This is a genomic window from Pararhizobium sp. LjRoot255 (assembly GCF_964252905.1).
In the GTDB taxonomy this organism is placed as follows: Bacteria; Pseudomonadota; Alphaproteobacteria; order Rhizobiales; family Rhizobiaceae; genus Pararhizobium.
Window position 1 is genome coordinate 1,451,190 of record NZ_CAXUPQ020000001.1, and the last position, 14,423, is coordinate 1,465,612.

Annotated in this window: 9 protein-coding genes; 2 read left to right on the top strand and 7 right to left on the bottom strand. The window is 61.6% G+C overall.

What is annotated here, in order from left to right:
• Positions 1–8: 8 nt before the first annotated feature.
• The 7 genes from ACSQ2W_RS07225 to kdpF all read right to left on the bottom strand — a co-directional run bounded on the left by ACSQ2W_RS07225 (position 9) and on the right by kdpF (position 8,146).
• Positions 9–704 (bottom strand): response regulator transcription factor, encoded by a 696-nt coding sequence (locus ACSQ2W_RS07225; protein ID WP_436085646.1) that lies wholly within the window; start codon positions 702–704, stop codon positions 9–11.
• Positions 701–3,409 carry a DUF4118 domain-containing protein gene (locus ACSQ2W_RS07230; RefSeq protein WP_436085647.1) on the bottom strand — a complete coding sequence of 903 codons (2,709 nt, stop codon included), beginning with the start codon at positions 3,407–3,409 and terminating at the stop codon, positions 701–703. Before ACSQ2W_RS07230 ends, ACSQ2W_RS07225 begins: the two co-directional genes overlap by 4 nt.
• A gap of 65 nt (positions 3,410–3,474) precedes the next feature.
• Positions 3,475–4,044, bottom strand: a complete 570-nt coding sequence (gene kdpC / locus ACSQ2W_RS07235; RefSeq protein WP_436085648.1) for a potassium-transporting ATPase subunit KdpC — start codon at positions 4,042–4,044, stop codon at positions 3,475–3,477.
• 12 nt (positions 4,045–4,056) lie between these two features.
• Positions 4,057–6,114, bottom strand: a complete 2,058-nt coding sequence (gene kdpB, locus ACSQ2W_RS07240; RefSeq protein WP_436085649.1) for a potassium-transporting ATPase subunit KdpB — start codon at positions 6,112–6,114, stop codon at positions 4,057–4,059.
• A 46-nt stretch (positions 6,115–6,160) separates the two neighbouring features.
• Positions 6,161–6,301 carry a hypothetical protein gene (locus ACSQ2W_RS07245; RefSeq protein ID WP_436085650.1) on the bottom strand — a complete coding sequence of 47 codons (141 nt, stop codon included), beginning with the start codon at positions 6,299–6,301 and terminating at the stop codon, positions 6,161–6,163.
• Positions 6,302–6,326: 25 nt separating this feature from the next.
• Positions 6,327–8,030, bottom strand: coding sequence for a potassium-transporting ATPase subunit KdpA (kdpA, locus tag ACSQ2W_RS07250; protein WP_436085651.1), 1,704 nt, complete (start codon positions 8,028–8,030; stop codon positions 6,327–6,329).
• Between the two features lie 26 nt (positions 8,031–8,056).
• A complete protein-coding gene (kdpF, locus tag ACSQ2W_RS07255; RefSeq protein ID WP_436085652.1) occupies positions 8,057–8,146 on the bottom strand; it encodes a K(+)-transporting ATPase subunit F in 90 nt (29 codons plus the stop codon).
• Between the two features lie 581 nt (positions 8,147–8,727).
• Here kdpF and ACSQ2W_RS07260 point away from each other — a divergent pair.
• Together ACSQ2W_RS07260 and ACSQ2W_RS07265 are read left to right on the top strand one after the other, a co-directional pair.
• Positions 8,728–12,390 (top strand): FecR domain-containing protein, encoded by a 3,663-nt coding sequence (locus ACSQ2W_RS07260; protein WP_436085653.1) that lies wholly within the window; start codon positions 8,728–8,730, stop codon positions 12,388–12,390.
• Positions 12,390–14,381 (top strand): CHASE2 domain-containing protein, encoded by a 1,992-nt coding sequence (locus ACSQ2W_RS07265; protein ID WP_436085654.1) that lies wholly within the window; start codon positions 12,390–12,392, stop codon positions 14,379–14,381. Before ACSQ2W_RS07260 ends, ACSQ2W_RS07265 begins: the two co-directional genes overlap by 1 nt.
• Positions 14,382–14,423 lie beyond the last annotated feature (42 nt).

Here is a 14,423-nt window from a genome sequence, read left to right on the forward strand (position 1 = left end):
GACGCTGGCTAAATATCGGCTTCACGCAACCGGTACCCGACACCGGTCTCGGTGGTGATGTATTGCGGTTGGTCGGGGCTCACTTCGATCTTCTGGCGAAGCTGGCGCACATAGACGCGCAGGTACTGCACGTCGGCCGCATTGCCCCAGACCTGTTTCAGCAGAAACTGATGCGTCAGCACCTTGCCAGCGTGTTGCACCAGGATGCGCAGGATATCGTATTCCTTCGGCGACAGCTTCACCTCACGGCCATCGACCTTGACGATGCGCTTGACCAGATCGACGGAAAGATCACCGGTCTGGAACAGCGGCTTTTCGCCCTGCTGCTGCAGCCGGTGGCGCAGTGCCACGCGGATGCGCGCCACCAGTTCGTTCATTCCGAAGGGTTTGGTCACATAATCGTCGGCACCGAGTTCCAACGCCTTGACGATTCCGGCTTCGTCGGTCCGGCTCGATAGAATAACGATCGGCAGCACCAGGCCCTCTTCACGCCAGCCTCTCAGGAGATCGTGGCCCGACATATCCGGCAGACCCAAATCGAGCAGGATCAGATCGGGTTTCTCAATCCTGACCATTTCCTGCGCGGACTTGCCGTTGCCCGCTTCACTGACGGCGTAGTCCTGCGTCGCCAGGCCGACGCGCAACAGCCGGCGAATGGGTGGCTCGTCGTCCACAACCAGGATTTTGACGGCCGAGAGGGTCATTTCATGTCCTTCAGATCGGGCGCATCCGGCAAGACCGGCAGGCTGATAGTGAAGACGGCGCCAGAACGGTCCGTCCTGTTTTCAGCAGCGATGGTTCCGCCCATTGCCTCGATAAAGCCGCGGCAGATCGACAGGCCAAGCCCGGTTCCGGCCCGGACGTGATCCCCCTTGCGCACACGGTAGAACGTATCGAAGACCCGCTCCAGATCACCGGAGGGAATGCCTGGCCCCTCGTCGGAAATTCTAACCAGGACATGTGCATCACCGGCTTCGGCCTCAACGCCAACGGTCGAACCCTTCGGCGCATATTTGGCGGCGTTGTCGAGCAGGTTGAACAGTACCTGCTCGAAGAGGACCGGATCGACCCTCACCATCGGTAAATCGGTGGGAACATGAACATCGACCTGATGACCAGAGAGGATCTTCGCCGCCCGGCGCAACGCGCTGCCGACGATATCGCCGATATAGTGGAATGCCGAATTGGGCTCCATCGCGCCGGATTCGATCCGGGTCATGTCGAGCAGATTGGCGATGAATCGGTTCAGCCGCTCCGATTCATCGGTCACCGTCGTCAACAGCTCGAGACGGTCTTCTTCCGGCAACGCCGACTGATAATCGCGCAGGGTACCCGCCGCGCCCATGATCGCCGCGAGCGGCGTCTTCAGATCGTGCGAGATCGAGGTCAGCAGTGCCGAGCGAAGCTTGCCGGCTTCCTCGGCCAGCCGCGCATTGTCGACATCGGCGACAAGCTGGACACGTTCGATGGCAAGTGCCGCCTGATCGGCCAGCGCATCGAGCAGGCGCTGCTGTTCCGGCGTGAGCAGCGGCCCCTGCCGGTCATTGTCGAGACCGATGACGCCGACGGCGGCGCGCGCGGTGCGGAGCGGCACGTAGAGCCGTTTGGCGCCCGGAAGCGTATCGGCGCCGCGTCCGGCAGCGCGATTGTGTTCCCAGGCCCAGCGCGCCGCCGCGATATCAGCATCATCCAGCGTGTCATCCGGCGGGTAGCCAGCTTTCACCGCAATCGTCCCCTCTTCCGGGAGAAGCAGCACCACGCGCACCTTCAGCATGGAGGCGAGCTGAAATGCCGTTGCCCAGAGCACGTCGTCCAGCGTGCCGGTGCCGGCGAGCTTCCTGCTGAACAGATAGAGGTCTTCGGTGGTACGGGCGCGCAGGCGTGCCGCGGCCGCCTGGCGCTGCACGCTCGCCGTCAAATTGCTGGCGATGATGGCGACCACGAAGAAAAAAACGAAGGCGACGACGCTTTCCGGATCGCCGATCACGAACGTGTAAAGCGGCGGAAGGAAGAAGAAGTTCAAGGCGAGTGCGCCGATCACGCTGGCGTAGAGAGCCGGCTTCAGACCTTCCGTTACCGCCGTCGTCAGAACCGCCATCAGAAAGACCAGCGCGATGTTGCGCACATCAAGGGATTGGTCGAGCAGGAAGCCCACGCCCAGCGCACAGCCGACGTAAAGTGTCGCCAGCATATAGGGCCGGATCTTGAACTGTACCGGCGGCGAGACCGTCTTGACGCCAGTTGCGACCGGATCGCCCTCGCGGTCGTCCCCAGCAATGACATGGACGCTGATATCGCCTGCGCGGCTGATGAGCTTGTCGGTCACCGAGCCCTGGAGCCACTGCCGCCAGCGAGATTTTTTGGGACTGCCGACAATGATATGGGTGACATTGCTTGCCGCTGCATGGCGGACGATTTCCTCGGCCTCATCCGAGCCCGGCCGCGTGATTGCTTCACCGCCCAGATGCTCCGCGAGACGCAGGGTCGCGGCGATCCTGTCGCGCGCCGCCTCAGACAAATGTACCGATCGCGCCGTCTCCACATAGAGCGCCACCCATGGCGCACGCAAGCGGTCGGCAAGCCGGGCGGCGTAGCGCACCAGCGACGCACAGCGCGGATGATCATCGATGCAGACAAGCACGCGGTCACCGGCCGCCCAGGGACCGGATATGGCGTGCGCCTGCATGTGGGTCAGCAACTGCTCGTCAACCCGCTGCGCCGTGCGCCGCAATGCGAGTTCGCGCAGGGCCGTCAGGTTTCCAGGGGAGAAGTAGTTCTCAAGCGCCCGTTGCGCAGTCTTCGGTACATAGACTTTGCCGGCATGCAGCCGCTTGATCAGGTCATCCGGCGTCAGGTCAATGATCTCGACATCGTCGGCCCGGTCGATGATCGAATCGGGAACCGTTTCGCGCACCCTGATGCGGGTAATCTGGGCAACGACGTCGTTCAGGCTTTCGAGATGCTGGATGTTGAGCGTCGAATAGACGTCGATGCCGCGCGACAGCAGTTCCTGCACATCCATGTAGCGTTTGGGATGGCGGCTGCCGGGGGCATTGGTATGCGCCAGCTCATCGACGAGGACCAGGGCCGGGCGCCGGGCGAGAATGGCGTCGATGTCCATTTCCTCGAGATAGCGGCCTTTGTATTCGACGCTTGCGCGCGGGATGACCTCCAGGCCATCGACCAGCGCCTGGGTTTCCTTGCGGCCATGGGTCTCGACCACGCCGACGACGACATCGACGCCGTCCGCTTTCCGCGCATGGGCGGAGGTGAGCATTTCATAGGTCTTGCCGACGCCCGGTGCGGCTCCGAGAAAGATTTTCAGGCGGCCGCGAGTTTCACGCTCAGCACGCTGTAAAAGCGCATCCGGTGATGGCCTGCCATCCTTGTCGCGGCTGTCGTCTCGCATGAAGCGTTCAGTCTTTCTCCGTCACGGATGGAAAGCAGCCGAATGCCGCTTTCCATCCGGCACCATCAGGGCGAAACAGCTTTATCAAGCGCCATGTTCAACGCCAAGACGTTGACGGCCGGTTCGCCGAGAATCCCGAGTTCGCGAGCCTCGACGGCCTGATCGACCAGCGTACGGACCTGCCCTTCGTCCATGCCGCGGGCCTTGGCGACGCGCGGCACCTGGAAATAGGCCGCTTCCGGCGTGATATGCGGATCGAGACCGCTGCCAGACGCGGTGACCAGATCCATCGGTACTGCGGCACCAGGATTGGTGGCTTTCAAAGCCTCGGCTTCCGCCTTGATCCGGTTCAGCAGTTTCGGATTGGTCGGACCGAGGTTGGAGCCGCTGGACGCGGCTGCATTGTAGCCATCGCCAGCAGCGGAGGGGCGGCCATGGAAATATGTGTCGCCTGAAAAGGCTTGGCCGATGAGCGTCGAGCCGACGACGGTTCCATCCTTTTCAATCAGGCTGCCATTGGCCTCGTGCGGGAACAGCGCCTGCGCGATGCTCGTCATGCCGAGCGGGTAGGCAAGGCCGGTGATGACCGTAATGGCGACGATCATGACAAGGGCTGGTCTCAGTTGTTTCAACATTGGAGAGATCCTTTAAACGAGGCCAAGGGCGGTGATGGCCATATCGATGGCCTTGATGCCGATGAACGGCACGATCACGCCGCCAAGGCCGTAGACGAGCAGGTTGCGCGACAGCAGCGCCCCGGCGCCGACGGCGCGATATTTCACGCCCTTCAGCGACAGCGGGATCAGCGCCACGATGACCAGCGCGTTGAAGATGATCGCCGACAGGATGGCGCTTTGCGGAGAGGCCAGCCCCATGATGTTCAGCGCCGACAGCTGCGGGTAGAAGGCGAGGAACATCGCCGGGATGATGGCGAAATATTTGGCGATGTCGTTGGCGATCGAGAAGGTCGTCAGCGTCCCGCGGGTCATCAGGAGCTGCTTGCCGATCTCGACGATCTCGATGAGCTTCGTCGGGTCCGAATCCAGATCCACCATGTTGCCGGCTTCACGGGCCGCCACCGTGCCGGTATTCATGGCCACACCGACATCGGCCTGCGCGAGCGCCGGGGCATCGTTGGTGCCGTCGCCGCACATGGCGACGAGCTTGCCCTTGGCCTGCTCCTCGCGGATCAGCGACAACTTGTTTTCAGGCGTCGCCTGGGCGAGGAAGTCATCGACGCCGGCTTCCGCGGCGATAGCAGCCGCCGTCATCGGGTTGTCGCCGGTGATCATCACGGTGCGGATCCCCATGCGACGCAGTTCGGCGAAACGCTCGCGGATGCCGCCCTTGACGATGTCCTTCAGATGCACGACGCCCATCAAGCGGCCGTCACGGACAACGGCAAGCGGCGTGCCGCCGGATCTGGCAATCTCATCGGCGATGGCCTGGATTTCGCGCACGGTTTCCGGGCGCACCGAAGCGTCAAGCGCGCCGACATAACGCAGCACCGCGTCTACCGCGCCCTTGCGGATCGACGATCCCTCAAGATCGACGCCGCTCATGCGGCTCTGCGCCGTAAACGGAACGAAGTGGGCGTGCAGCTGCGCCATGTCACGCGCACGGATACCGTATTTCTCCTTGGCGAGAACGACGATGGAGCGGCCTTCCGGTGTTTCGTCGGCGAGCGATGCCAGCTGCGCGGCATCGGCAAGATCCTGTGCGGATACACCGGCGACCGGGCGCAACTCCGTTGCCTGGCGGTTGCCGAGCGTGATCGTGCCGGTCTTGTCGAGCAGCAGCGTATCGATGTCGCCTGCGGCCTCGACCGCGCGACCGGACATGGCGAGCACGTTGAAGCGCACTAGGCGGTCCATGCCGGCAATGCCGATGGCCGAGAGAAGCGCGCCGATTGTCGTCGGGATCAGCGTCACGAACAAAGCGACGAGAACGATCACGGGAATGGCGCCACCGGCATAAGTGGCGAAGCTCGGGATCGTCGCAACGGCAAGCACGAAAATCAGCGTCATGCCGGCGAGAAGGATGTTGAGGGCGATCTCGTTCGGGGTCTTCTGGCGTTCGGCGCCTTCGACCAGCGCGATCATCCGGTCGATGAAGGTCGAGCCGGCGGCGGCGCTGATGCGCACCCGGATCCAGTCCGACAGAACCTGCGTGCCGCCGGTGACGGCCGAGCGGTCGCCGCCGGACTCGCGGATGACCGGAGCGGACTCGCCGGTGATCGCCGCTTCGTTGACCGAGGCGACACCTTCGATGACTTCACCATCCGACGGAATGATATCACCGGCCTCGACGAGCACGACGTCACTGACCTTGAGGCTGGTGCCGGGAACCATCTTATAGCTCTTGAGATCGGCCCCCGTCAGCAGCTTTGCCTGCGTTTCGGTGCGAGTCCTGCGCAGCGAATCCGCCTGCGCCTTGCCGCGACCTTCAGCGACAGCTTCGGCGAAATTGGCAAACAGCACCGTGAACCACAGCCAGATGTTCAGTTGCAGCGAGAAGCCGAGGCCTTCGCCACCGGTGACGAGATCGCGCAGGAACAGGACGGTCGTCAGCGTCGAAACGACGGCAACGACGAACATCACCGGGTTTTTCGCGAGGGTGCGCGGGTTGAGCTTGGCAAAAGCCGAGCCAATCGCGGGAATGAGGATGCGAGAGTCCATGAGGCTCGCAGATTTGGACTGGCTCATGTGAGAACTCCAGTTTCTTTTGTTTGTGACAGCACGGCGATGGTCCTCAGCCGTGGAGCAATTCGATGAAGGCAAGGGCGAGACCGGTGGCCACCAAGAGGACCAGCATCATCGCCAGGACAATATCGGTAGCCGGCGTTTCCTGAGCCCCTCGGGGCAGGTCGCTGCCGCGCTTTCCGAATGTCATCAGGGGGCGATCCATGATCATCGGCCTAGAATGTCTGCCCGGCGACCATTGCCAGGTGCTCGACGATCGGGCCGAGCGCAAGCGCCGGGAAGAAGGTCAGCCCACCGACGATCAGAATGACGCCGCAGAGCAGGCCGACGAATAGCGAACTGTCGGTCGGGAAAGTACCGGCTGAGGCAGGAACCGTCTTCTTCGTCACCAGCGAGCCCGCGATGGCGAGCGCCGGAATGATCACCAGGAAGCGGCCCATCAGCATGGCGATGCCGATCGTGATGTTGTACCAGGGCGTGTTGCCGGTGAGCCCGCCGAAGGCCGAGCCGTTGTTGGCGGCAGCCGACGTGTAGGCATAGAGGATTTCCGAGAAGCCGTGCGGCCCGGGATTTCCGATCGAGGCCACACCTGTCGGCAGTATTACGGCGACCGCAGTGAAGCCCAGCATCACCGTCGGCAGGCAGAGGATGGCGAGAACGGCCATCTTGACCTCCTTGGCCTCGATCTTCTTGCCGAGATATTCCGGCGTCCGTCCGACCATCAGGCCGGCGACGAAGACCGTCAGAACGACGAACAACAGAATGCCGTAGAAGCCCGCGCCGACGCCGCCGACGATGACTTCGCCAAGCTCCATGTTGATCAGCGGAATGAGGCCGCCCAGCGCCGTGAACGAGCCGTGCATGGCGTTGACCGCGCCGCAGGAGGCGGCGGTGGTGATGACCGCAAACAGCGACGAGAGCGCGATACCGAAGCGCACTTCCTTGCCCTCCATATTGCCGCCGTCGAGCCCCATGGCATGAACCAGCGGATTGCCCGCGGCTTCCGCCCAATAAGTCACAACGACGCCGACGACGAACAGCATGCCCATCGTCGCGAAGATCGCCCAGCCCTGACGCTGGTTGCCAACCATGCGGCCGAAGACGTTGGTGAGGCCTGCGCCGATGGCGAAGATCGTCACCATCTGGATGAGATTGGAGATCGCATTGGGATTTTCGAAGGGATGCGCCGAGTTGGCATTGAAGAAGCCCCCGCCATTCGTGCCAAGCATCTTGATCGCCAACTGCGAGGCGACCGGACCGAGCGCGATCGTTTGCTGCGCACCTTCGAGCGTCGTTGCCGTGACATAGGCGCCCAAGGTCTGGGGCACGCCCAGATAGACGTAGACGAGAGTAAGAACGATGCAGGCCGGGAGCAGAATGTAGAGCGTGGTTCTGGTCATATCGATCCAGAAATTGCCGATCGACTTGGCCGAGGCGCGCGCAAAACCGCGAATGAGGGCAACCGCAATGGCAATGCCGGTCGCGGCCGAGGCAAAATTCTGCACCGTCAGGCCGGCCATCTGCACCAGATAGGACATCGTGCTTTCGCCGCCGTAGTTCTGCCAGTTGGTGTTTGTCATGAAACTGGCAGCAGTGTTGAACGAAAGCTCAGAACCGACCGCCGTCATGCCGGCAGGATTGAACGGCAGGGAGCCTTGAAAACGCTGCAGCAGATAAACAATGAAGAAGCCGGCGAGATTGAACAACAGGAGCGCGAAGGTGTAGCTCGTCCAATGCTGCTCTTCCTTTTCATGGGTTCCCGCCAGCCGGTACAGGCCGCGCTCGATCGGCACGAGGAGCGGCGACAACAGCGTGCGTTCGCCGTTGAAAACGCGCGTCATATAGGCGCCGAGCGGCTTGACGAGCAAAATGACGATCCCGCAGAAGATGAGGATCTGGATCCATCCGTTGAGTGTCATGGAAATAACTTTCAAAACCCGGGCGTTTAAAACCGCTCAGGGCGAATGAGGGCGTAGGTCAGATAGGCGAGGAGAAACACAGTCACGCCGGCTCCGAGCACATAGTCGATAAACATCTTTCGATCCTTCGAATTAAAGTCGATCGCAGGCGTTGGTGTAGGCAAACGACAGCGCGAAAAACAAAACGCCGATCCCGATCAAGACAATATCCAGCATCGATCCAGGTCCTTTTGTTGGGGTTCAACTATCCCTCTTCTTCGAAGGAGGGATGTGACGTTAAAGAGGTCCCGTCAGGCCTTGCTCTGCGCAAGATCCGGGCCCCGAATTCCACGCTCACTATGCTGCCGAACCGCATAAGGGTTCGAGACAGGCAGCCGGGGAGAGAAATAAAAATCCCATAGGAATTTTGGGGAAATTTGGTCAGGCGGCCAAACTGACTATGAAAGCCGTGGCGCGGTGGCGATCATCACCGTTTGTCAGAGCCAATCAGTTTCTTTTGAATAGTCCGCAGCTCCTGAACGTCTTCCAAAAGCTGCAACCGGCCTTTCTCCATGTATCGCCAGAAATACTCGCTAATGTTGTATTGTGTTTCTCTATTTCTACACCTCTCCAGCAAAGCAAAGCGAAAACGCCCACCCGGCTTGACTTTTGGGGTGGTCAATTCCAGTGATCATCTGTGCATTGTTGGGGAATTTGCATGAAATATGCATCCGTGGGGGTTGCGTTGGGAGCGCTCTGTCTCGCCATGACGGCGCAGGCGGACCCTTTGCCGCGTCCGCTTCCGGCCGCCGGATCGGTGATCGCCCGCAAATCCGGCGAGGAAGTCCGTTTCGTCGATATCTCCGACTGGCGTTATGTCGACCTGCAGCAGGACCTTCTGAGTGGCGACGTCCTGCGCACCAACGCGAACGGCCAGCTCGCCGTCCTGTTTTCCGACCGCACCCAGATGCGCCTCGGCCGCAATACCTCACTTCTCGTCAAGCAGATGGGTGGCACCGGCGATACCGGGCTCGAACTGCAATCCGGTACGATCTGGGCCCGCGCCGAACGTGGGGGGCAGGGCGTATCCATAGACACTCCTGCCGCGACAGCCGCCATTCGCGGCACCGATTGGACGATGACGGTCGGCGCGGACGGCAAGACCTCGCTGATCGTTCTGGAAGGGCTGGTCGAACTCAGCAATGCGTATGGCAGTGTTGAGGTCGCGCAAGGCGAAGGCGCCGTCGCGGCGATCGGCAGGGCACCCTCGAAGATCATCATCGCCAAGCCGAAAGACCGGGAACAGATGCTGTTCAGCCTGCAGCTGCGGACGGCCTTCCAGTGGATGCCGGCGACACCTTTGATCGTCCCGCAGATGCGCAGCGAGCGACGCCGCATCGAGGCCGAAGAAGCCGACGTCCGCTCGGCGGAGGATTGGCTGAGCCTGTCGGAAATCTATCTGGCGCTCGATGGAAAGCAGAAGGCAACCACTGCGCTGGCTGAGGCACGCGCCAGAGAATTGCGCGGCGCCCAGGCAGCGCGGGCGGATCTGATCGAGGCACTGATCGCCGGTTCCGAGAACCGTTATAAGGACGCGGCTACGCTGTTTGAAAGGGCCAGGCCAGGGCTTGATGCCAAGCGCCGCGCGATCGCTGCCTATGGCGGTTATTTTGCCCGGTCTCTTGCCGACCCCAACCATGTCGAGGAACCGCCCAAGACAGGCAACAGCGGCTACGCGAACATGGCAAAGGCTTGGACCATCGGTTTTCGCGAAGATATCCCGGCAGCACTTGCGGCCATCAAGGAGGGTGAGCGCAATACGCCGGGCGACCCGACGCTGCCCGCGGCGCGCGCACAACTCGCCATTCTGCTCGCCGACGAAAAGGAAGTTGTCGACGGGTTTGAACGCGCTCTGGCGATCGACCCGGACGATCCGACCGGACTGGAAGCGCGGGCGAACTATAAACTCTATATTTTGCACGATCGGCAGGGGGCGCTCGACGATCTGAACCGTGCCCTGCAAACCGCGCCGGGTTCCAGCACTATCTGGAACACGATCGGCCTTGCGCAATCCGACCGGGATGCCAACCGGGAAGCCGAAGCCGCCTACAGGAAGGCGATCGAACTCGACCCGCTTGATCCCGTCGGTCACGCCAATCTGGCTCTTCTCTATCTCGACGAGAGGCGCATGGCCGAGGCCAAGCGCGAGATCGACGAAGCGATGAAAGTCGATCCGTCCTTCGACATCGCGTTGGTAGCCCGCGGCCTTTACTATATGCAGACCGGCGAGATGGAAAAGGCGGTGGAGGACCTGCTCGCGGGCTCGACCGCCAATCCGGGCTATTCCCAGGCGCAACTGCTGCTCGCCGCTGCCCACTATGAAAAGGGCGATCGCCTGCCTGCGGCCCAGGCACTCGACAATGCCGAGCGCCTGGATCCCAACGATCCGGTCATCCCCGTCGTCCGCACGGCGATCGCCATCGACGAATATGATTCCGATGCTGCGATCCGCAACGCGCAGGAGATCATGCGCCGGACGCGCGCCCGGGGCGGCGACCACGCACCGCTCGGCGCCAACCAGCAGGCCGGGTCGACCCTCAACGACGCTTTCCGTCTGCAGGGTCTCGATGCGTGGGGGCAATATTATGGTGACGCGGTGTTCGATCCCTTTACGGGGTCGAGTTATATCGACCAGGCGGTGCGTGGCAGCGTCAACCCTTTCGGGAATACATACAGTTACGACAATATGTCTATCGTCAACAGCTCGAACGAGGCGTCGTTTTCGGCGTTCTTTCAGGGGCTGCTGCTCGAACCGCATATGCTGGCAAGCCGCGAGCGGACCGCAAATCTCGTCAAGATGCCGTTTTTCGAGGCCGCGCTCGCCGGCGGCGTCACTGTCGATAGCGAGAACACCGGATGGAACGCCGAGGCCGAGATACGGGCGCTAACGCTTTCGCCTTACCCAATCAGTTTCTACGGCAATCTTCAGTGGAGCGAGCCGAAGGATTCGCTCGATGTCGGCAGTGGGCTGACGCTTGAAAGAGAAATCGATATTATCGGGGGCAACGGATATTTTTCGCAATCTCCCACTCCTGACGATCGCATAGTCGCCCATTTTAACTACGCCTCCTCTGATGAGCTTCAAAATATCGCCGGACTACCGCCCTTGTTCGCAGGCAGCGATGGCTTCGACGTTTCAGGGTTAACCACCGGTCTTGGATGGAGCCACACGTTCGGCTATCGCAATGTCGCGAATGCCGCCCTGTTCTACACTGACCAGAAAAACACATCCCGCAGCGATGCAACGTATGTGGATATCCTTGTCACGCCCTTTGGAGGCATACCTGTCCCACGCAGGACCATTCTCGTCGATGACCGCAATCAAAAGAGCTACATAGCCACACTCAGCCATACGTATGGCGATGGCGATTTAACGTGGCGGTACGGCGTTGAGGGCGGCTTGGTGAAAGCATCCTCAAGGACAACGGTTGACGACTACTTTCCATATTTTCCTGGCGCCCGGGCGACTTCAATATCTGCAGCCGCATCGGAGACATCAACGCTGGTTCGCGCCTATATCGACGCGCTTTATGAGATAACGCCTGACCTCAAGGCCGAAGGCGCGCTTTTTGGTCGGTACGTCAACGGAGATAGCGAAGACATCGCGCGGCTGGAACCACGTGTTGGGCTCGCCTGGGCTCCCGCCGATGGCCACTGGCTGCGCGCTGCCTTCCTAAGGCAGGGTGATGATTTTGAAACCGCGACGCTCTCCCCAGTCGGCATCGTTGGTCTTCAAACGAACCAAACTGACGTGGCATCGACAGGGTATACGGATACCTTCGCCTTGCGATGGGACGCGGAATGGTCAGATCGTGTATTCACCGCACTCGACTATCAGCATCAGGAATTGAAAGATCTATCTGTCACGTTGCCTCTCTCCACCTCGGCGCTGATCGTATCGGACGGCCGCATTGACCGCGTTGCCATGACCGCAAACATCGCACTCGGCCGCGGTTTCGGGCTCGCGGCGACAGCAGCCTATACCGATTCTGAAAATCGTGATCCGACCGCAGGACCGGTCGGGGGTCCGATACCATTCATTCCGGAAAAGACGGGACAGGTCGCCCTGACCTGGGTCAACACTGCCAACGTCAAGGCGACACTGGCCGCAAACTATGTCGGCGAGCGCGTGGGACCCGGAGTTGGCCTGCCGGTGGACGACTACTGGACCTTGGATGCCGCGTTGATATGGGAGCCCTTCGACAAGCATGTGGAAGTGGAGCTTGCCGCCTTCAATCTTCTCGATGAGGACTTCAACCTAGCACCTGGCATTCCCGGCTGGGGGCCGACCTTCAAGGGGACGGTGAAAGTGCGCTTTTGATGGCTGCGTTCAATGTGCTTCGCGGGCACACAGGCGGCCCTTCGACCGAAACAGCCGCCCGGCGCACCCACCGCCGCTTGGGCCTCGCTGTGCTCGCAGCCCTTACCGTCGTCGTTCTCTCCTTCGCATCCCTGACCTCGCCCTTCTCGCTCGTCGAACTGCGCAGCTTCGACTATCTCTCCACCTTCGCGCCGCCGCCGTTGCCAAAGGATGGGCCGGTGATCGTGGCGATCGATGAGCCGTCGATGGCCGAGATCGGCAGCCAGTGGCCTTGGCCGCGCGCGCTGCATGCGCGGCTGATCGAAGCGCTACGTGAGGCCGGTGCGAAAGCGATCGGCATCGATATCATCCTTGCCGAACCCTCGGTCGCGCCTGAAAACGATGCCGCCCTGGCTGCCACGGCAGGCCCGGATGTCGTGCTCGCGGGCGACGAGACGCTGATTGAAACGCCGCAAGCCGATCAGTTCGTCAGAACCGAACCGCTGGCTCGGTTTATCGAACGCGGCGCGAAGACCGGCATCGCATCGGTGCAGTTGAGCGGCGACGGGACATTGCGGCAGGTTCCGGCCTATGCAGATGGCTTTGCCGCACAACTTGCACGAACCGCCGGACGGCAGGAACAGGCGCGGTCTGGACCGGCACTGCTCCAGATGTTCGGGCCGGCGCGAACCTATCCGACCGTATCCTATTATCAGGCACTCGATCCCGGCCAGTTCCTGCCGGAGGGCTTCTTTCGCGACCGCGTCGTCATCGTCGGGCTCAGCCTGCAGAACGCACCAACCCTCCAGGCCGGCGGCGCGGATGCGTTTGCGACACCATTTACAGTGCATACAGGCCAATTGGTCGCCGGCGCCGAAATCCAGGCGACGATCTTCGACAACATAACCCAAGGCCTGTTCATCGAACGGGCCGGGCGTCCGATCGTGATTGTCGCGATTGCCCTTGGTGCCTTGCTGGCAGCCACCATGGTCTTCCGTTCGACCGGCTGGCTGACGGCCGCCCTCAGCTTTTTGGTCCTGCTCCTTTTTGCAGCTGCGAGCTACGCGCTGCTCAGGCTCGGCCACGTCTTCGTGTCCCCGGTCGGCTCGGTGTTCTCCTATATCGGCGTCGTCGCGGGCCAGACCGGGCTTGATTACGCCGCAGAGCGGCGCAGTCGCCGGGACATCACGCGCGCCTTTTCGCGCTACCTCTCCCCGGCGCTGGTCGAGCGCCTTGCCAACGATCCGTCACAGCTGAAACTCGGCGGCGAGCGGCGGACGCTGACCGTTCTTTTCTGCGATGTGCGCGGCTTCACCACGATTTCCGAAACCTTGAAAGATGATCCCGAGCAGCTAACAGCCCTGATCAACCGGCTGTTGACGCCGCTTTCGGAAATCGTGCTCGAAAGCGGCGGCACGATCGACAAATATATCGGCGACTGTCTGATGGCCTTCTGGAACGCGCCACTCGACGATCCGGACCATGCCAGCCATGCTGTGGGCGCTGCGCTGCGCATGCTGGAGGCGATCGAGACCCTGAATGCCGAACTGCACCTGGAAGCGGAAGGTGCCGGCAGCAAGCCGCCGCATGTGCTGAAGGTCGGCATCGGCATCAACACCGGCGATTGCGTTGTCGGCAATATGGGCTCGTCGCGCCGCTTCGACTATTCTGTGCTCGGCGATTCCGTCAATCTCGCCTCGCGGCTCGAAGGCGAATCGAAGAATTACGGCGTGCCGCTGCTTGTCGGCGAGCAGACGGCACGGTTGAGCGCGGCCGCTTTCACCAGCGCCGAACTTGACAGCATCACCGTCAAGGGCCGTACCGCGCTGTCGCCGATTTTCACGATCCTGCAACCCGAGCCTTCGCCGCAAGCTCTGGCGAACCACAAGCAGCTGCTTGCCGCCAAGTACGCCGGAACACTGCACGCGCAGGATCCGGCCCTTGATCAACTCGAACGGGAGATTCCGCCGCTTGGCGGCTACTACCGTCTGCTGCGATCGCGCCTCACCTGACACACAGGTCAACGCCGGACTCAACACCGATGGCGGCGGCCG